General features: G+C 69.5%; 16 protein-coding genes and 1 pseudogene. 11 read left to right on the top strand and 6 right to left on the bottom strand.

Translation table 11 applies throughout. The features are described 5' to 3' along the window. Positions 1-31: 31 nt before the first annotated feature. From ACFVV1_RS24475 to ACFVV1_RS24440, 8 genes are all read left to right on the top strand, one after another. Positions 32-1,636: an ABC transporter substrate-binding protein gene (locus ACFVV1_RS24475; protein WP_389992840.1), complete on the top strand. Its 1,605-nt coding sequence runs from the start codon at positions 32-34 to the stop codon at positions 1,634-1,636. Positions 1,637-1,659: 23 nt separating this feature from the next. Next, positions 1,660-2,625 carry an ABC transporter permease gene (locus ACFVV1_RS24470; RefSeq protein WP_389992978.1) on the top strand — a complete coding sequence of 322 codons (966 nt, stop codon included), beginning with the start codon at positions 1,660-1,662 and terminating at the stop codon, positions 2,623-2,625. Further along, positions 2,618-3,475 carry an ABC transporter permease gene (locus ACFVV1_RS24465; RefSeq protein WP_389992838.1) on the top strand — a complete coding sequence of 286 codons (858 nt, stop codon included), beginning with the start codon at positions 2,618-2,620 and terminating at the stop codon, positions 3,473-3,475. Before ACFVV1_RS24470 ends, ACFVV1_RS24465 begins: the two co-directional genes overlap by 8 nt. A 92-nt stretch (positions 3,476-3,567) precedes the next feature. After that, positions 3,568-4,485, top strand: coding sequence for an ABC transporter ATP-binding protein (locus ACFVV1_RS24460; RefSeq protein WP_389992974.1), 918 nt, complete (start codon positions 3,568-3,570; stop codon positions 4,483-4,485). Further along, positions 4,478-5,167 carry an ABC transporter ATP-binding protein gene (locus ACFVV1_RS24455; RefSeq protein ID WP_389992835.1) on the top strand — a complete coding sequence of 230 codons (690 nt, stop codon included), beginning with the start codon at positions 4,478-4,480 and terminating at the stop codon, positions 5,165-5,167. Before ACFVV1_RS24460 ends, ACFVV1_RS24455 begins: the two co-directional genes overlap by 8 nt. Before the next feature lie 249 nt (positions 5,168-5,416). Then, positions 5,417-6,340, top strand: a complete 924-nt coding sequence (locus ACFVV1_RS24450) for a phosphatidylinositol-specific phospholipase C/glycerophosphodiester phosphodiesterase family protein (protein WP_389992833.1) — start codon at positions 5,417-5,419, stop codon at positions 6,338-6,340. A gap of 130 nt (positions 6,341-6,470) precedes the next feature. Then, positions 6,471-6,665, top strand: coding sequence for a hypothetical protein (locus tag ACFVV1_RS24445; protein WP_327271242.1), 195 nt, complete (start codon positions 6,471-6,473; stop codon positions 6,663-6,665). A 313-nt stretch (positions 6,666-6,978) separates the two neighbouring features. Continuing rightward, positions 6,979-7,734, top strand: a complete 756-nt coding sequence (locus ACFVV1_RS24440; protein WP_389992830.1) for a hypothetical protein — start codon at positions 6,979-6,981, stop codon at positions 7,732-7,734. Positions 7,735-7,895: 161 nt separating this feature from the next. Here the strand turns inward: ACFVV1_RS24440 and ACFVV1_RS24435 are convergent. The 4 genes and pseudogenes from ACFVV1_RS24435 to ACFVV1_RS24420 all read right to left on the bottom strand — a co-directional run. Next, positions 7,896-8,389: pseudogene (locus ACFVV1_RS24435) on the bottom strand (alpha/beta fold hydrolase); the annotation flags it as partial. 3 nt (positions 8,390-8,392) lie between these two features. Then, the gene (locus tag ACFVV1_RS24430) at positions 8,393-8,755 is read right to left on the bottom strand and encodes a DUF779 domain-containing protein (protein ID WP_389992828.1); all 363 of its coding nucleotides are present in this window, start codon (positions 8,753-8,755) and stop codon (positions 8,393-8,395) included. 150 nt (positions 8,756-8,905) lie between these two features. Further along, the gene (locus ACFVV1_RS24425) at positions 8,906-9,604 is read right to left on the bottom strand and encodes a response regulator (RefSeq protein ID WP_389992825.1); all 699 of its coding nucleotides are present in this window, start codon (positions 9,602-9,604) and stop codon (positions 8,906-8,908) included. After that, complete coding sequence (locus ACFVV1_RS24420) at positions 9,601-11,199, bottom strand: ATP-binding protein (RefSeq protein ID WP_389992822.1); 1,599 nt, start codon at positions 11,197-11,199, stop codon at positions 9,601-9,603. The genes ACFVV1_RS24425 and ACFVV1_RS24420 overlap by 4 nt, the downstream gene beginning before the upstream one ends. 219 nt (positions 11,200-11,418) lie before the next feature. Here ACFVV1_RS24420 and ACFVV1_RS24415 point away from each other — a divergent pair, with 219 nt between their 5' ends. Genes ACFVV1_RS24415 through ACFVV1_RS24405 form a run of 3 tightly spaced genes read left to right on the top strand, consistent with a single transcriptional unit; the run spans position 11,419 to position 14,183 of the window. Next, positions 11,419-12,234: an ABC transporter ATP-binding protein gene (locus tag ACFVV1_RS24415; protein WP_389992820.1), complete on the top strand. Its 816-nt coding sequence runs from the start codon at positions 11,419-11,421 to the stop codon at positions 12,232-12,234. Further along, a complete protein-coding gene (locus tag ACFVV1_RS24410) occupies positions 12,224-13,087 on the top strand; it encodes an ABC transporter permease (protein WP_389992818.1) in 864 nt (287 codons plus the stop codon). Before ACFVV1_RS24415 ends, ACFVV1_RS24410 begins: the two co-directional genes overlap by 11 nt. Positions 13,088-13,145: 58 nt before the next feature. Next, positions 13,146-14,183 carry an ABC transporter substrate-binding protein gene (locus tag ACFVV1_RS24405; protein ID WP_389992815.1) on the top strand — a complete coding sequence of 346 codons (1,038 nt, stop codon included), beginning with the start codon at positions 13,146-13,148 and terminating at the stop codon, positions 14,181-14,183. A gap of 114 nt (positions 14,184-14,297) precedes the next feature. On the opposite strand, the gene ACFVV1_RS24400 is transcribed toward ACFVV1_RS24405, so the two are convergent. Beyond that, entirely contained in the window at positions 14,298-15,554 is a 1,257-nt protein-coding gene (locus ACFVV1_RS24400; RefSeq protein WP_389992813.1) for a hypothetical protein, read from the bottom strand. 44 nt (positions 15,555-15,598) lie between these two features. After that, on the bottom strand, positions 15,599-17,635 hold the full coding sequence (locus ACFVV1_RS24395) for a transglycosylase domain-containing protein (protein ID WP_389992811.1): 2,037 nt from the start codon (positions 17,633-17,635) through the stop codon (positions 15,599-15,601). Between the last annotated feature and the right edge of the window lie 589 nt (positions 17,636-18,224).

The following is an 18,224-nucleotide window of genomic DNA, read 5'->3' as shown; positions in this document are numbered from 1 at the left end:
CAGTCGATCTTCAATAAGGGATGTGCAGAGTATGACGGGCCGATCGATACGGGGAGCGGTCGCCGCGACACTGGCGACCGTGCTGTCGTTGACCACGGCAGCCTGCTCACAACCGGGTGACTCGGACGACGACAAGTCCGGTTCGGGTGCGGGGGAGTCGGCGGTGGTCGGAATCGCCTACGAGCCCGACAGCCTCAGCCCGCTGCTGGGCTACGGCAAGGACGGCAACTCCAAGATCTTCGACGGGCTGCTCGCCCTCGACGCGCACATGAAGCTGCGGCCCGCCCTCGCCGCCGCCCTGCCCGAGGTGAGCGACGACGGACTGACGTACACGTACAAACTCCGCCAAGGCGTGAAGTTCAGCGACGGGAAGCCGTTCGGCGCCAAGGACGTCGTCTTCACCTACCGCACGATCCTGGACGAGAAGACCAACAACGCGTCCCGGACCGAACTCGACGCGGTGAAGAGCGTCGAGGCGACCGGCGACGACAGCGTGGTCTTCACACTCAAGTACCCCTACGCGCCCTTCGCCCAGCGCACCGTCCTGCCCATCGCCCCCGAACACGTCGCGGGCAGGCAGGACGTCAACACCGGCGCCTTCACCACCCACCCCATCGGCACCGGACCGTACGTCCTCACCAAGTGGTCCAAGGGCGAGAAGCTGAGCTTCAGGGCCAACCCCGACCACTGGGGCGGCGCACCGAAGGTGAAGAAGTTCACCATGGCGATCATCAAGGACGACGACGTACGTGCCACCCGGCTGCGCTCCGGTGAGCTCGACGGCGCGATCCTGCCGCCCAACCTGGCCAAGGGCTTCGCCGGTGGCAGCGGCATGCGGACATACGCCGCCACGACGTACGACTACCGCACCGTGACCCTGCCCAGCCACAACAAGGTCGCGGGCGACACCGCGATCCGGCGCGCACTCGATGCCGCCGTCGACCGCAAGGCCATGGTCGACTCCCTCCTCAACGGCGAGGGCAGGCCCGCCTACGGCCCCGTCCCCACCGACAGCGAGTGGTTCGCCACGGGCACCGAACGCACCCACGACCTGGCCGCCGCGAAGAAGATCCTCGACGACGCCGGGTGGCAGCCCGGCAAGGACGGCATCCGCACCAAGGACGGCGTACGCGCCGCGTTCCCGCTCTGGTACCTCACCGGCGACAAGCTCCGCCAGGACCACGCACTCGCCTACGCCTCCGACGCCAAGAAGGCCGGCATCGACATCACCACCGAGGCCGGGACCTGGGAGGTCATCGAGCCCCGGATGAAGCAGGACGCCGTCCTCGCGGGCGGCGGATCGCCCGCCGACCCCGACTTCGACCAGTACACCCTGCTGAAGTCCTCGCTCGCGGGCGACGGCTTCAACAACATGGCCTGGTACGACAACAAGGCCGTCGACCAGGCCCTCGAAGCGGGCCGCAGGAGTGGCGACACGGCCGCACGCAAGGCCGCCTACGACACCGTCCAGCGCGAACTGGTGAAGAACCCCGGCTACACCTTCCTCACCCACATCGACCACCTCTACGTCGTGAAGGACCGTTTCGGTGCCCTCACCACCCAGGTCGAACCGCACGACCACGGCCTGGCATCCGGTCCGTGGTGGAACGTCGAGGACTGGACGCCGAAGAAGTGAACCACCGCCTCCCCTGGGGGCCGATGGGCAGGATGGCGGGACGGCGGGTGCTGCTCGCCGTCCCCGTCCTGGCCGCCGTGACGTTCGGTGTCTTCGCCGTCGCCGCCGCCTCCCCCTTCGACCCCGTCAAGGCGTACGCGGGCACCGCCGGTCTCACCGCCTCGCAGGAGAACCTCGATCAGCTGCGGGCCAACCTCGGTGTCGACCAGCCCCTCGTGACCCGCTGGTGGGACTGGCTGACCTCCGCGCTCAGCGGTGACCTCGGCGATTCCAGCGTGATGCGCCAGCCCGTCGCCGATGTCATCGGCGAGCGCCTGGGCTGGTCCGTGCTGCTCGCCGCGACCGCCTTCCTGCTCGCCGTCGTCCTGGGTACGGGCCTCGGAGTACTGGCCGCGCGCCGGCCCGGCGGCCTCCTCGACCGGTGCGTCAGCTCCGCCGCGTACACGCTCGAAGCCGCCCCGGCCTTCTGGCTCGGACTGCTCGCCATCTGGTTCTTCGCCCTGAAACTCGATGTGCTCCCGGCCGGCGGCCTCACCGACGCGGCCAGCGATACCGTCACCTTCGGCCAGGTCGCCACCCATCTGGTGCTCCCTGCGGCCGTGCTCGGGTTCTCCCAACTCCCGTGGTTCTTCCTCTACGTACGCCAGGGTGTCGCCGACGCGCTCGACGAGGATCCGGTGCGCGGCGCCCGCGCCCGCGGACTGCGCGAACGCACCGTGCTGCTCGGCCACGCACTGCGCTCCGGCATGCTGCCGATGCTCACCCTCATCGGCTCCCGCGTCCCCGAACTCATCACCGGCGCCCTGCTCGTCGAGACGGTCTTCAGCTGGCCCGGCATCGCCGCCGCCACCGTCCAGGCCGCCACCTCCGTCGACTTCCCGCTGCTCGCGGCGCTCACCGTGCTCGCCACCGTGGCGGTCGTCCTCGGCAACCTCCTCTCCGATCTGCTCTACGCGATCGCCGACCCGAGAGTGGGCTTCGATGGCTGAACTCGTTTTCGGATCCGCCCGCCGCACCAACCGCCGCCTCCGGGTGGCCGGCTCAGCCGGGATCGTCGTCGCGGTGCTGCTCGCGGTCCTGCTCGTACCGCCGCTGGTCCAGCTCGACCAGCAGGCCGTCGACCTCGCGGCCAGACTCCGGCCACCTTCCTGGGAGCACCCGTTCGGCACCGACGACGTCGGCCGCGATCTGCTGCTGCGCTGCGTCTACGGGCTCCGCGTCTCGCTGCTCGTCGGCATCGTCGCCGGGCTCACCGCCACCGTCATCGGGACCGCCGTCGGTGCGCTCGCTGCCGCGTTCGGGGGCTGGACCGACCGGATCGTCATGCGGCTCGTGGACACCTTCTCGTCCGTACCGCACCTGCTGCTCGGCATCTTCATCGTCGCCATGTTCCGGCCCGGCGTCGGCCCGGTGATCGTGTCCGTCGCCCTCACTCACTGGCTCTCGACGGCCCGGATCGTCCGCTCCGAAGTGCTGTCGCTGCGCTCGCGACCGTTCATCGACGCGGCGATCTCCGGCGGGGCCTCACGCGGCCGGGTCATCGTCCGGCATCTGCTGCCCGCGGTGCTTCCACAGGCGGGCCTCGCCGCGGTGCTCATGGTGCCGCACGCCATGTGGCACGAGTCCGCGCTCTCCTTCCTGGGGCTCGGACTCCCCACCCACCAGGCGAGCCTCGGCAACCTCGTGCAGACGGCGCGCGGTTCGCTGCTCGCCGGGGACTGGTGGCCGACGCTCTTCCCCGGCCTGTTCCTGATCATTCCGACCCTCGCCCTCGCGGGCCTCGCCGGTGCCTGGCGGGAACGGATCAACCCGCGCCGCCGATCGGAGCTGATGCTGTGAACACCGTCCCGGACCCGCAGAACCCGGACCCGCAGACGCAGGACCCACGGCCCCCGGTCCTTTCCGTCCGCGGGCTCTCCGTCCGCTTCAGGATGCGCGGCGGGCGGCACATCGCGGCCGTCAGCGACGCGCGCTTCGACCTCGCGGCGGGGGAGTGCCTCGCCCTGGTCGGCGAGAGCGGCTGCGGCAAGTCCGTACTCGCCTCCGCGCTGCTGGGCCTTCTCCCCGGCAACGCGCGGACCGCGGGCTCGGCGCTGCTCCACGACGGCACCGATCTCCTCACCGCCGATGAACGGACCCTCGCCCGCACGGTACGGGGCCGCCGCATCGGACTCGTACCGCAGAGCCCCGCGGCCCACCTCACCCCGGTCCGCACGGTGCGCGCCCAGCTGGAGGAGACCCTCCGCGAACTGACCGGCGTCCGAAGGCCCGCACTGCGCGCCGCCGCCGAACAGGCCGCCGCGCGCGCCGCGTTTCCGGCCGGCCACCTGGACCGGTACCCGCACGAACTCTCCGGTGGCCTCGCCCAGCGTGCCGCCACCGCGCTGGCCCTGATCGGCGACGCACCCCTGCTCCTGGCCGACGAACCGACCACCGGACTCGACCGCGACCTGGTCGAGCGGACCGTCGACGAACTGCGCCGCCACACCGACGGCGGCAGGGCGCTGCTGATCATCACTCACGACCTGGCGGCGGCCGAGCGGATCGCCGACCGGGTCGCCGTGATGTACGCGGGCCGCATCGTCGAACTCGCCGACGCCGACCGGTTCTTCGGGGGGCCGGGACCGCGCCACCCGTACGCCCGCGGTCTCCTCGACGCCCTCCCGGAGCGCGCCTTCGCCCCCATCCCGGGAATGCCACCGGAACTCGGCGCGCTCCCCGACGGCTGCGCGTTCGCGGCCCGCTGCAGGCGCGCCGACGACCGGTGCTCCGTCCCACCCCCGTTCGACGGCCGTCTCGCCTGCCACCACGGCGTGCGGACAGCCGCGGAGGAGTCCGCCCATGCTTGAACTCACCCGTATCACCGCCGGATACGACCCCCGCGACCCCGTGGTCCGCGATGCCTCGCTGACGGTCGAACCCGGCGAATCCGTCGGACTGCTGGGTCCGAGCGGTTGCGGTAAATCGACCCTGGCCAGGGTCGCCGCGCTGCTGCACCGCCCGGACGCGGGCACGGTCACACTGGACGGGCGACCGGTACGGGGCTGGCGGCACCGCGCTCCGAGGGCGCAGCGCACCGCTGTCGGCGTCGTCTTCCAACAGCCCCGGCTCTCGGCAGACCCCCGGCTCAGCCTCCGCGAGCTCATCGCCCAGCCCCTGCGCGCGACCGGCCGGCGCTCGGCGGTGACGGACCGGGTGGCCGATCTGGCACCGGCCGTCGGCCTCACCGCCGAATTGCTGAACCGGCGTCCGCACGAGGTGAGCGACGGCCAGTTGCAGCGCGCCTGCCTCGCCAGGGCGCTGGTCCTGCGGCCGCGCTGGCTGATCTGCGACGAGATGACGGCGATGCTCGACGCGTCGACGACCGCCGCGCTGGTCGCGGTCGTCGAGTCCTACCGACGCGAGTCCGGGGCCGGTCTGCTGGCCGTCGGCCACGACCGGGTGCTGCTGGAACGCTGGTGCGACCGCACGGTCGGCTGGCAGGAAATCACCGGGCACGGCGCACCGAAGGAGGCCCTGAGCCCGGCCTGATGAGGGCGTGACCTTCGCGCATACGACAAGGACGATGCTGGGGCGGGGCCGCATCCGGCAGACTCCGGTCGAGGGGGAACACAGCGGCGGCCTCCACCACCCCGGACGGTCCCGGCCGGGAGAACGACAGTCGACGAGCGAGCGACGACGCGGTCAACTTCTGTGCGGTGCCTGCCATTTACAGGGATCCCGGTCGCATACTCGGTCGCGTCCGACCATCCGATCCATCCCTCGCCCCCGGGAGAATCCATGGCGTTCCCTACCCGTCGAAGCGTCGTCACCACCGCGCTCGCCACCGTTGCCGCAGGCGCGGTGCTGTCCCCGCGGACAGCCGCCGCGTCCGAGGCCTCCGCCGCGAGCCCGGCCGCAGGCCGGCCCCGCCCGCGCCCGTTGCGCCGGGCCCACGCGCACAACGACTACCTGCACACGCGCCCCCTCCACGATGCGCTCGACCACGGCTTCACCAGCGTCGAGGCGGACATCTTCCTCGTGGACGGAGAACTGCTGGTCGCCCACGAGGCCACCGACCTCGACCCCGGCCGGACCCTTGCCTCGCTCTACCTCGACCCGCTGCTGGCCAGGGTCCGGACCAACCACGGAACGGTCCACCCCGGTTACCGCGAACCCGTCCAGCTGCTGATCGACATCAAGACCGACGGGGCGGCCGCCTACCTCGAACTCGACCGGCAGCTCCGGCGGTACCGGCAGATGCTGACGGCGTACCACCACGGCCGGGTCCGGCCCGGCGCGATCACGCCCGTCATCTCCGGCGACCGCGCCGCTCGCGTCCCGATGGAGGCACAGCGCACCCGGTACGCCTTCTACGACGGCCGGCCCGACGACCTCGGGACTGCGGCCACCGCGTCGTTCATACCGCTCATCAGCAGCAGCTGGCGCGACAACTTCGGCTGGCTGGGCGCGGGTCCCTTCCCCGTGGCCGAGCGGGACAAACTGCGCTCGCTCGTCACCACGGCCCACCGAAGCGGCCAGCGCGTCCGTTTCTGGGCCACTCCCGATGTCCCGGGACCGGAGCGGGACGCCGTATGGACCGAGCTGCTGGCCGCCGGGGTCGACCACCTCAACACCGACGACCTGGCGGGGCTCGAACACTTCCTCCGTACCCATGACAAGGACGCCGGGGCCGGGGCCGGGGCCGCTGCGCTCGGCGGCTGACCGGACACGGGCGAGCGTGACAGCCAGTCAACACCCATATGGCGGACACGCCAGTCCGCCGGATGGCCTCCCCGCTACGCCACACTGGCGGCCGAATGCCGCAATTCCGGCGCGGCGGAGGAGGTTGGCCATGGCCATTTCGATCTCACTGGTGCTGCTTCTGCTGATCCTTGCGGTGATCTTCCTCCGCAACGGGGGGCTGAAAATCTCGCATGCGCTGGTCTGCGCCATGCTCGGGTTCTTCCTCGCGGGTACGAGCATGGCGCCGACCATTCAGAACGGCTTGACGGCCACGGCCGACGTCGTCAGCAGCCTCAAGCCCTGAACTACGGCGGCCCGTTCGGTGACCGGGGCCCCAACGGCACGGTCACCGGACACCGCGTGCGGTGCAGCCGCTGGCCGGTCCCGGGCCTCGGTCGCAGACGGTCGTCGGTGATCCGGAACAGGGTGGATACGGACCGGTACCACGAGCAGAAAGTGATCGTTCCGAACAGTCGGTGGCACGAAGCCGTCATCCGGGGACGGCCGGCAGGTGGGGATGAAACGGTCCTGGGCGACACGGACAGAACGGGTGACGGGCCCCGTCCGGACCTCGCACCGGGCCCCGCACCTCCCCAAGGACCATGGAGAACGCCGCCATGTCTTTTCCGCCCCTCGGACGCGAATCCGGCGCCGCTCACCACGAGTACTGCGCCCCCGGACGCTGTTGCCGCTGCCAGCAACGCCCCTGGACGACCAGGACGGGCAACGAAAAGCTCTGCGGTCCGTGCGCCGCCTGCTGCCGCGAATGCGGCCGGGCCCCGGCACCGTATCTGGACGGGCTCGACGGCGGTCTCTGTCTCGACTGCCGTGGCCTGTGCGGCCGTTGCCGCAAACCGCTGCCGCCCGAGGGCGGCTGTCCGTGCCGGAAGAAGTGGGAGAGGGCGGGGAGCGACCCGGTCGGCTACGTTCTCCAAGCGCTTCCCCAGCCGCTGCTGCGGGCGCTCGGCCGCCGCCTTCCGCCCGCTGTTGTCGAACTGGTCCATCAGGAGCTGTCCCGGCGCAGCGCCTACCAGCTCCTGGACCGGGTCGAACGTCGCTGGAATCTCCGCTGGGCCCACGCACTCCATGAGAAGAACGGGGAAAGCGAGCGTCGTTGGAGCGCTGCCGACATCGCGGAGCAGCTGCTGCGTCCGGGGTCCTGCTCCAACCCCCAGTGCGAGGACGGTTGTCTCGTCGCCACCGACACCGCGTGTCCGCACTGCCGACGGCCCGAGCATCGTTTCCTTTCCTCGGTCGCCGACCGGGTCGCCACGTCGGACCGCGCACGGGCCACGGCCGCCGAGATCCGGCGCGCGATGCTCGACCGGCGTGACCGCACGCGACGCCCCGGCCCGCGGTCCGGTCCCGGCTGACCCCGGCCGGCCGTACGGTGCGGCACCGTTCTGCGATGCGTCGTGTTGCGCTGCCATGAAGTCGTCATGAAACAGCGTGCAGTTGCATGGACACCTCAAGGGGTGCGCTCTGGCGTCGGGCGGTACGGGACACGGAGTGACCGTGACCGGCGCCCCGCGGCTCACCGGGTGGCGCGCACCTGCGGGGAGCGCAGCCATTCGGTGAGCAGGCGGTTGACGTCGGCGGTGCGCTCCTGCCGGATCCAGTGCCCGCACCCCGGCAGGATGTGGGAGGAGACCAGACCGGGAAGGGTCTCGGGGAAGCTCTCGACGGCGTCGGCCATCCAGGTGGTCGCCGCGTCGAGCTCCCGCCGATGAACAGCGCGGGCTGGGTGACCGGCGCACCGTCCCAGGCGGCGAGATCCTCCCAGTCCCGGTCGACATTGCGGTACCTGTTGAGCGCCCCCGCCAGCCCGGTCCGCTCGAACTCCGCCGCATAGAAGTCGAGATCGGACTCACTCAGCCAGGAAGGGCGCACACCGGAGACGAACCGGTCCCGGAGTCGTGCCCCCGGCGGGACGAAGAAGAGGCTGCCCTGACCCTCCGGAGGCATCGTGTCGGCGGACAGCCCGGCGTAGAAACCGGCCGGCCAGCCCCGCACATCGGGTTCGATCTCCCCTCACGAGCCGACGAGCCGGGACCGGATCAGGAACCGCACCCCCTCCGGTGCCTCCAGAGAGAATCCGCTGCCCCGCCCCTCCACCACGTCGACGATCAGCCGGGTGTGCGCCCACACCTCGTACTGGCTCCTCGACATCCAGAACGGGACGCTCTCCGCCACCCCGTCCACATCGAGTGAGGCCAGCAGCACGTCCGAGCCGCCGGTACGGAATTCACCGGCCTGGTAACACATGGGCGCACTGCCGTCGCAGCAGCCGCCCGACTGGTGGAACATCAGCGGACCGTGGGCCGCGCGTAGCCGGCGCACCAGATCGGCGGCTGCGGCGGTGAGCTCCACGGCCGCAGCCCCGGACGGGCTCATCGCCGCGGCCCGGAATCGGAGTTTCCCGCAGCGCGGCGGACCGGCCCCCGGGTCTTCGTACCGAGTCGGTTCAAGGATCGGTCCCTTCGGCCTGGTGCGTGAGAGGGTGTGCCGACGCTGCGGCCGGGCCTGTACCGCACCGTACGCTGCTCAGTTCGCCTTCGCCCACGCGTAACGGTGTTCGGGCCGACCGGTGTCGCCGTACTTGAGACTGAGGCTGATGCGGCCCGCACCCTCCAGATACTTGAGGTATCGCTGGGCGGTGGAGCGGCTCAGCCCGGACCGGGCGGCGACCTCATGGGCGGACAGCGGCTCCCCGGCCGCCGACAGAACGTGGCGGATCACATCGGCCGTGGGCGCCGAGTGGCCCTTGGGCAGGGCCGCCGCAGGGCCGGACTCCGCGGTGCGAAGCGCGGCGAAGATCTGGTCGACCTGCTCCTGCCCCGCCTCGCCCCGACCACCGCCCACGCCTTCGAGGGTGCGACGCAGGGCCGCGTAACTCTCCAGCTTCGACCGCAGACCGGTGAAGCTGAACGGTTTGACCAGGTACTGCAGGGCGCCGTACCGCATCGCGGTCCGGACGGTCGACACATCGCGGGCCGCGGTCACCATGATCACATCGGCCGGGTGACCGAGCTGGCGCAGCCGCCGTACCAGGGTCAGCCCCGTCTCGTCCGGAAGATAGTGGTCGAGAAGGACCAGATCGACACGTTCGCGCTCCAGGAAGGCCAGCGCCTGCGCGGCGGTGTGCGCACGCGAGACGACGCGGAAGCCGGGAACCCTGGCCACATACTCGGCGTTGATCTCGGCGACACGGAAATCGTCGTCCACCACCAGGACATCGATCATCGCAACTCTCCCACTTCGGTCGGCGGCCGGACGCCGAGTGCCTCGGGCAGAACGACGGTGAAGACCGCGCCACCGCCGGCCCTGGCCGTGACGCGAGCCGCGCCACCGTAGCGCTCGGCCAGCCGGCGCACCAGTGCCAGGCCCAGACCGCGGCCGCGGTGCGCGGGGGACTCCTTGGTGGACCAGCCCTCGGTGAAGATGTGCTCGCGCATGCCGGGAGGTATTCCGGGACCGTTGTCGCTGACCCGCAGGACCGCGGTCGTCCCCTCGGCGAGCAGCTCGACCTCGATGAGCGAGGCGACGTCCAGCGCGTTGTCGATGAGGTTGCCGAGGACCGTCACCAGATCGCGCGGGTCCACCACCACGTCCGGGAGCCGGGTGCTCGGCGAGACGCGCAGGGACGCGCCCCGCTCCGCCGCGATGGCCGACTTGCCCACCAACAGCGCCGACAGCAGCGGATCGTTGACGCGTTCCGCGACCTGCTCCGCCGATGCCCGGTGACCATTGGTCACCTCAGCGACGAACTCCACCGCGGCATCGTGCCTGCCGAGTTCCAGCAGCCCGAGCAGGGTGTGCAGCCGGTTGGCGTGCTCGTGGTCCTGGGCGCGCAGCGCGTCCAGCAGGCCGTGCGTGGAGTCCAGTTCACGGCCGAGGAGCTCCAGCTCGGTGCGGTCGCGCAGGGTGACGACGGCTCCGCCGTCACCGGTGGGCATGCGGTTGGCGATCAGCACGCGCCCGTTGCAGACGGTGATCAGGTTGGCTCCCTCGACGCGTCCCGCCAGCACCTCCGTCGTACGGCCGGGCGGCAGCACCTCGCCGAGCGCCCGCCCGACGGCGTCCTGGCCCAGCTCCAGCAGCCGCCGTGCCTCGTCGTTGAGCAGCCGGATCCGGCCCCGGGCATCGAGGGCGAGCACGGCCTCGCGGATGCTGTGCAGCATGGCCTCCCGCTCGTCCAGCAACGCGGAGATGTCGGCGAACGCGAGCCCGTGCGTACTGCGCTGCAGGCGCCGCGAGACGGCCAGGGCGGCCAGTACACCCACGGCGAGCGCCGCTCCGGAGTAGAGCAGCAGACCGGGAATGGCTCCGAGGAGCCGCTCATGGACGCTGTCGTAGGCGATGCCGACCGAGACGGCGCCCACGATGGTCCCGTTCGCGTCGCGCAGGGGGACCTTCGCGCGTGCCGAGCGGCCCAGGGTTCCGTTGTCGATCTGCATGATCTCCCGGCCGGCCAGCGCCGTGCTGGGATCGGTCGATACGTGCCTGCTGATCTGCGCGGTGTCGGTGTGCGACCAGCGCACCCCGCGGGTGTCCATGACCACGATGTAGAGCGCCCCGGTGGCCCGCCGGATCCGTTCCGCCTCGGCCTGCACCGGTCCGGAGGGGCTGGGGTCGGTGCTCGTCAGATTGCGTACCAGACCGGGTTCGGCGGCGGTGGTCTGGGCGATGGACAACGCCTGGTGCATCGCCTGATAGTCGAGCTGGTGGCTGAGGGGCGCGAGGAAGAGTCCGGTGACGAGCATGATCACGCCGGTGGTGATGACGACCTGGGTGAGCAGGACCTGGGCGAAGACACGGCGGGGCCAGTGAATCCGCATGTGCTTCGACCTCTGCCTTCCGCCGAGCAGGAACCTGATGCTCCGTTTCGTCCTTGTGTGAACGCAACGTAAACGTCGCCGACGCCGATGACCAGTCCTCGTGTCGCATTCGTTGTCGCATCGCGAGCAAAACGAGCAGAACCGCGGGTTATGGGCACAAGCAGGAGTTGTGAGCGCAAGGGTGCCCAGGTGCGCGCGCCGCACTTAGCGTCCCGCTCCATGAACAGCGAAACGAGCCCCGCCATCGAGCTGCGGGGGGCGAGCAAAGCGTTCCGGACTCCGTCGGGGACGCTCCACACCGCCGTACGGGATCTGGACCTCACGATCGGGCGCGGCGAATTCGTCGCCGTGGTCGGCCCGACCGGCTGCGGCAAGTCGACCACGCTGACCCTGGTCAGCGGTCTGGAAGAGCCCACCGAGGGGGAGGTGCTGGTCGGCGGCGAGCCGGTGCGCGGCATCGGCGACAAGGTCGGATTCGTCTTCCAGCAGGACGCGGTCTTCCCCTGGCGGACCGTGCTGTCCAACGTGATGGCCGGTCCCCGCTTCCGTGGCGTGCCGAAGCCCGAGGCGAAGGAGCGGGCCAGGGAATGGCTCGCCCGGGTCGGCCTCTCCTCCTTCGAGGACCGTTACCCCCACCAGTTGTCCGGCGGTATGCGCAAGCGGGTCGCCCTCGCGGCCACCTTCGTCAACGACCCCGAGATCCTGCTCATGGACGAACCCTTCTCCGCGCTCGACGTGCAGACCAGGGCCCTGATGTCGGACGAACTGCTGGAACTGTGGGCCGGTACCGGCGCCTCCGTCGTCTTCGTCACCCATGACCTGGAGGAGTCCATCGCGCTGGCCGACAAGGTCGTGGTCATGACCGCGGGACCGGCCACGATCAAGGAGGTCTTCGAGATCGACCTGCCCCGCCCCCGCAAGGTCGAGCAGGTGCGTCTGGAGCCCCGGTTCATCGAGATCTACCGGGAGATCTGGTCCTCGCTCGGTGAAGAGGTCCGTATCACCCGCGAGAGGGGTGCGTTCAATGTCGCCTGAAACCATCACCGCGAGCGCCCCCGTCACCAAGACCGAACGCACCCAGGCCCGGGCGCGGGCCGCCCGGAACCGCAAGTACCTGGTGCTCGGGAGCCGGATCGCGGTGCTCCTCGCGGTCATCGGACTGTGGGAGTGGCTGGCCCGCACCGCGGTCATCGACCCGTTCAACTTCTCCATGCCGTCCAAGATCTGGGACCAGATCCGCACCTGGGTCGTCGACGGCACCGCCCAGGGCTCCTTGTGGGAGCAGATCTGGTACACGCTCTACGAGGCGCTGCTCGGCTGGGTCATCGGTGTCATCGCCGGTGTGCTGCTCGGCATCGCACTGGGCCGCGTCCGGTTCGCCGCCGATGTCCTCGGCCCGTACATCAAGGTGCTCAACGCCCTGCCGCGTATCGTGCTGGCGCCGATCTTCCTCATCTGGTTCGGGCTCGGACCGGCCTCGAAGGTCGCCTCCGCGGTCGTCCTCGTGTTCTTCCCCGTCTTCTTCAACGCCTTCCAGGGAGCCAGGGAGGTCGACCGCAACCTCGTCGCCAACTCCCGCATCCTGGGCGCAAGCAACCGGCAGGTCACCCTTCAGGTGGTCATCCCCTCGGCCACGTCGTGGATCTTCACCAGCCTGCACGTGAGCTTCGGCTTCGCGCTCATCGGCGCCATCGTCGGCGAGTACATCGGCGCCACCAAGGGCCTCGGACTACTGGTCGCCGCCTCCCAGGGCACGTTCAACGCCGCCGGTGTCTACGCCGCGATGGTCATCCTCGCGATCGTCGCGCTGCTGGCCGAGGGCCTGCTGACCTTCCTCGAAAAGCGGCTCTTCCGCTGGAAACCGGCCGACGCCGACACCGCTCGCTGACGCCCGCCGTACACCCGTACACCCGCACACCCTTTTTCTTCACAAGGACGTGAATCAGATGCGCACATCCACCCGGATCTCGGCCGTCGCTGTCGCAGGGGCGCTCGCCCTGACCACCCTGACCGCCTGCGGCGGTGACTCCACCTCGGCCTCCGGTGACAAGAACGACAAGGTCAAGATCATGGTCGGGGGCCTGGACAAGGTCATCTACCTGCCCGCGATGCTCACCGAGCGGCTCGGCTACTTCAAGGAGGAGGAGGTGTCGGTCCAGCTCCTCACCGAGCCCGCGGGCGTCCAGGCCGAGACGGCCCTGGTCTCCGGCGATGTCCAGGGCACGGTGGGCTTCTACGACCACACCCTCGACCTTCAGGTGAAGGGCAAGCAGGTCGAGTCGGTCGTCCAGTTCTCCCATGCTCCCGGCGAGGTCGAGATCGTCTCGAACCAGGCGGCGGGTGACATCAAGTCGGCCAAGGACTTCAAGGGCAAGAAGCTCGGAGTGACGGGTCTCGGCTCCTCGACCGACTTCCTGACGAAGTACCTTGCCGTGAGCAACGACGTGCAGACCAGCGAATTCACGCCCGTGGCCGTCGGAGCGGGGCAGACGTTCATCTCCGCGCTTCAGCAGGGATCCATCCAGGGGGGCATGACCACCGACCCGACCGTCGCCACCATCCTGGACAAGAAGCTCGGCAAGATCCTCATCGACATGCGGACCCCCGAGGGCTCCCAGCAGGCGCTCGGCGGCCCCTACCCGTCCTCCAGCCTCTACATGCAGACCGAGTGGGTCAACAGCCACAAGGAAACCGTCCAGAAGCTGGCCAACGCCTTCGTCAAGACGCTGAAGTGGATGTCCACGCACAGCGCCGACGAGATCGCCGCGAAGATGCCCGCCGACTACGCCCAGGGCGGCGGCAAGGCGCTCTACGCCCAGGCCATCAAGAGCACCCTGCCCATGTTCACCACGGACGGCGTCATGCCCGCGGACGGCCCCGCCACCGTCGAGCGCGTGCTGAAGGCCTTCAACCCGAATCTGAAGAACGCGAAGGTGGACCTCGCCAAGACGTACACCACGGAGTTCGTCAAGAAGGCGAACTGACCCAGGGCGTCGACGACGCCCGCGCACATCGGACCGCGGAGCCCCGGCCCTGAACGACTCGTCACTTCCTGCGAGTTGTTCGAGGCCAGGGCTTCGCGGTCCGCGTTCATTCGCCTACTGCTTCCAGTTCGGCGGCTGGGCGGGGTCGAGCGTCCGCCACTGGGCGAGAACCTCGGGGTCCTGCGCATCGAGCCAGTCGGTCAGTTCGCTGAAGGAGACACAGCGCACCTCCTTGCGCGGGCAGACCTTGCGCATGGTTTCCTCGGCGGCATCCATGTAGATCCCGCCGTTCCAGTCCTCGAAGTGGTTTCCGATGAACAGCGGAGCCCGGCTGCCGTTGAACACCCGCTCGAAACCGGCGACGTAGGAATCCCCTGCCTCCTTGCGCCACTTCTGGTACTGCGCCGGGTCGCCCTCGGTGCTGCCCTCCGACTGGTTGTAGAGGAAGTTGAAGTCCATCGAAAGCACCTGGAAGTCCTTGCCGGGGAACGGCAGCATCTGCAGCGGGAGGTCCCAGATGCCGTTCTTCTTGGACGGCCAGATCTGGAAGTCCCCCGGGGAACTCGCGTCGTACCGCCAGCCGAAGGGCTTGGTCGCCGGCAGAAGGGTCTTCTGGCCTTCGAGGCACGGGGCACGCCCGCCGACCACCTCGCGGGTGGGGTCGAAGGGCAGCGGATCGAGGTCCTTGAAGCCCGTGTTCGTCTTCCAGTTCTGTACGAAGGAGTAGAACTGGTTGATCTCACCGATCCACTCGTGCGTACTCCAGTCCCCGCCCCCCTTCTTGTCGCAGAAGTGCCCGTTGAAGTGGGACCCGATCTCGTTGCCCTCCCGCCAGGCGCCGCCGAGCTGTTCCAGCGTCATGCGGATGTGTTCGCGCGTCGGGTAGGAGATCGCGGCCGCTCCGGGTTTGTGCTGGGGCGGCTCGTAGAGGTTCCTCTTCTCCTTCGGGAGGAGGTAGATACCGGTGAGGAAGAACGTCATGTGCGCATTGCTCTCCTTCGCCGCACGGCGGAAGCGCGAGAACGTGCGATCGTCGCCCTCAAGCGCGCCGTCCCACGAGAACACCACGAACTGGGGCGGTTTCTCACCGGGCTTGAGGCGTTCGGCCTTCAACCGGCCTGGCTGCGGCCCCGTGTAGGACGTGGAACCGTCCCCCAGAATCCTGACCTTCCCGTCCCATTTCCCCCCTTCCGTCTCCTTCCCGTCGCTCCCGCGACGCTCCCGGGCGGTGGGGGTCGGCGCGGCGATGGTGCTCGCCCCCTGCTGCGGGGTCCGGTGGTCCGGGGAATCGTCGGATGCCGACGCAACGAGCGCCGCGGCACCCGACGCCACCACACATGCCGCGAGCCCCAGGGCGATACGGGGCGTCAAGCGGGCCCGTATTCGTTGAACGGCTGATTCTGCTCTGGTGTCTGTCACTTCGTCGTGGCTTCCGTGTATGAGTTCCAGATCCGGGACGGGAGCTTCTTGCCGTCGGCCGCGGTGCCGCCGAGCCCCTTCAGAGGAAGTGGCGCCAGACTCTTCGCCAGGTCCATGCGGTACACGACCACGGCCGTGGACGCGGCCCGGTCGTAACCGACGTACCAGCGCGCGGTGTCGTCCTCGGTGGTTCCCGCCTTGGCGGCGACGGGTGAGGCGGAGACGGTGCCGTTCTCCCCGCCGGGCCGTGCGAGCGCCGCGGTGACCTCGTCGGCGACGGCGGACCGCACGGCGCGCCTGGCCCGCGGAAGATCCAGCCGGACCGGCTCGCCGTTGCGCGTGACCTTGCCGACCGAGTACGGATCGGTGTGCATGCCGTGAGCCGCGAACATGCCGTACGCGTCGGCCATACGGATGGCGCTCGGCGTGGAGTTGCCCATCGAGAACGCGGGAACGGGCGGACCGAAACTGGACGGGAGCAGCCCGGACGCCTCGGCCGTTCTGCGGACCTGCTTCAGCCCCGCGTCCATGCCGAGCTGGAGGAAGGGGGAGTCGACGGCCTTCGCCATGGCGTCGTGCAGACTGATGCGGCCGTAGGAGCGGTTGCCGTCGTTGTGCCCCTTGACCGTCTTCCCGCTGCGGTCCCAGTAGGGGCCTTCGGGCGTGACGACCGGAGTGCCGTCGTCACCGTCGTACACGGTGGACGGTGTGATGCTGGTCCGGGGACCATTGCGTTTGTGTAAGACGCCGTGCTCCAGGCCGGCGGCGTAGACGAACGGTGTGAATGCCGAACCGGCCGGGACGGTACCCGCGTTGGATTCGTTGAAGGCCTGCCGCTCGAAGTCCGGGCCGCCGTACACGGCGAGGATCCGGCCGTCCGGGGCGACGGACGTGGCCCCGAACCGGACATGGCGGTCGGCCTTGCGCTGCCCGGGGTCGAGTGTGTCGTCGCGCGCATCCTTCACGGCCCGGGTGAGGGCGGTCATCCGCGGTTTCTCGAACGTCGTGTAGATCTGGTAGCCGCCGAGGTCGAAACGGGCGTCGGAGATGTGCCCGGCACGCTTGGCGTACGACTCGGCGAGCTGGACGAGATAACCGTCCTGTCCGGCCGTGCTGTTGGGTCTGTGAGGCGGCTTCGGTTCGGGAAACGTGGTGTACCGGGCACGCTCGGCCGGGCTCAGCCGGCCGATCTTCACCATGCGGTCCAGTGTCCACTTCCATCGTTTGACGGCACGGTCATGGTTACGGGGACTGATGGCGGGATCGTAGAGCGAGGCCCCTTTGAGCAGTGACGCAAGGAACGCGCCCTCACTGGCGTCGAGTTGGGTGACCTCCTTGCCGTAGTACGCCTGGGCCGCGCGCTGGAGACCGTAGGTGCCCCGGCCGAACCAGCTGGTGTTCAGATACTCCTGAAGGATCTTGTCCTTGCTCACACGCCGGTCGAGCTTGACCGCGAGCAGCATCTCGGTGAACTTGCGGGAGAAGGACTGGTCCTGCGAGAGGTAGACGTTCTTGACGTACTGCTGAGTGATGGTCGATCCGCCCTGTGTGTCCCCATCGCCGACCGTGCGCCACAGCGCGCGGGTGATTCCCTGCGTCGATATGCCGTGGTCCGAGTAGAAGTCGGCGTTCTCGGCCGCCAGCACGGCCCATCGGACGTCGTCGGGGATCTTCGACAGGGGCATTTCCTGGCGGCTCACCCAGCCCGTACGGGCCATGGGAGTGCCGTCCGCCCAGTAGTAGACGGTGTCCTGCTGCGTGGCGAACGCGTTGAGGTCCTCGGGGATGTCCGTACGCGCGTAGGCGATGCCCACCACGGCCACGAGCATTGCGGTGAACATCAGGAACGAGCCCGTGACCAGCCGCCACGAGGGCACCCATCTTCGCCAGCCGCGTCGGCCCGTGCGCGGATAGTCCGGCTTGCGAGGCAGGCGCAGACGCGGTCGGTCCGCCCGTTTTCTGCACCGCTTCCCGGGGGCTAACACGGCCCGAGCGGCATGTGCCGTTCTGCTTAATATCTTGTGCTGTGTCATTCCGTCCAGCCATGACAGGCCGGGCCGGCCGCAGCTACGACCGTGCCCGTACACGTGTAGTGGTCATTGCTCGTGTGCCGCCACACGCCGTTTCGGCCGGCCCTCCCGTGGTCCCGCGGACGCCTGCCGGCGCTCGGCGGGCGGCAGGGTCATGCATCCCGGCCGGTGTATGGCATGTGCATCCCCAGGTTCAGTTCAGGCCGTGCGGCTGCTGATCGGTCCGAAACGCCCAGAGGGCGGCCACGCGCTTCCCCCTTGCCGACTCCGCCGCAGCAAAGGCCAAAGCATGACCGAGAGTTGCGTCGCGAAGTCACGTAAAGATAACAGGCCGCCCGGGCGGGTCGTGTCGCCCGGGCCCGACCGGCCGCCGTGGGTGCGTAGTTGGGCTCGGAACGAATGCTCGGTCCCGTGTCATGTCGTTGTCCGGTTCATTCCGACCCGCTGAGCGCGGAGCTGGTTCCACGGGTTCCACTGAGCGGTCGCCGAAACGTTCGCTTTCGGGTGACTTCGCGGCCGGTTGCCGCGGAAGCCCCGGCCGCGATACCCCACCATCGCTACCAGCCGGATCTGCCCGGCGTTGGGAGATTGC

This window comes from Streptomyces sp. NPDC058092 (assembly GCF_042884935.1).
Lineage (GTDB): Bacteria > Actinomycetota > Actinomycetes > Streptomycetales > Streptomycetaceae > Streptomyces.
The sequence above is the reverse complement of the archived record's forward strand: the minus strand, read 5'-3'. Positions and strand labels throughout refer to the sequence as shown.

Coding starts and splice junctions, on each gene's coding strand:
- ACFVV1_RS24410 (WP_389992818.1), top strand. CDS start 12,224: ATGTCGCCTGAAACCATCACCGCGAGCGCCCCCGTCACCAAGACCGAA.
- ACFVV1_RS24465 (WP_389992838.1), top strand. CDS start 2,618: ATGGCTGAACTCGTTTTCGGATCCGCCCGCCGCACCAACCGCCGCCTC.
- ACFVV1_RS24430 (WP_389992828.1), bottom strand. CDS start 8,755: ATGAGCCCGTCCGGGGCTGCGGCCGTGGAGCTCACCGCCGCAGCCGCC.
- ACFVV1_RS24415 (WP_389992820.1), top strand. CDS start 11,419: ATGAACAGCGAAACGAGCCCCGCCATCGAGCTGCGGGGGGCGAGCAAA.
- ACFVV1_RS24460 (WP_389992974.1), top strand. CDS start 3,568: ATGCGCGGCGGGCGGCACATCGCGGCCGTCAGCGACGCGCGCTTCGAC.
- ACFVV1_RS24420 (WP_389992822.1), bottom strand. CDS start 11,199: ATGCGGATTCACTGGCCCCGCCGTGTCTTCGCCCAGGTCCTGCTCACC.
- ACFVV1_RS24425 (WP_389992825.1), bottom strand. CDS start 9,604: ATGATCGATGTCCTGGTGGTGGACGACGATTTCCGTGTCGCCGAGATC.
- ACFVV1_RS24455 (WP_389992835.1), top strand. CDS start 4,478: ATGCTTGAACTCACCCGTATCACCGCCGGATACGACCCCCGCGACCCC.
- ACFVV1_RS24440 (WP_389992830.1), top strand. CDS start 6,979: ATGTCTTTTCCGCCCCTCGGACGCGAATCCGGCGCCGCTCACCACGAG.
- ACFVV1_RS24405 (WP_389992815.1), top strand. CDS start 13,146: ATGCGCACATCCACCCGGATCTCGGCCGTCGCTGTCGCAGGGGCGCTC.
- ACFVV1_RS24470 (WP_389992978.1), top strand. CDS start 1,660: ATGGGCAGGATGGCGGGACGGCGGGTGCTGCTCGCCGTCCCCGTCCTG.
- ACFVV1_RS24445 (WP_327271242.1), top strand. CDS start 6,471: ATGGCCATTTCGATCTCACTGGTGCTGCTTCTGCTGATCCTTGCGGTG.
- ACFVV1_RS24450 (WP_389992833.1), top strand. CDS start 5,417: ATGGCGTTCCCTACCCGTCGAAGCGTCGTCACCACCGCGCTCGCCACC.
- ACFVV1_RS24475 (WP_389992840.1), top strand. CDS start 32: ATGACGGGCCGATCGATACGGGGAGCGGTCGCCGCGACACTGGCGACC.
- ACFVV1_RS24395 (WP_389992811.1), bottom strand. CDS start 17,635: ATGACACAGCACAAGATATTAAGCAGAACGGCACATGCCGCTCGGGCC.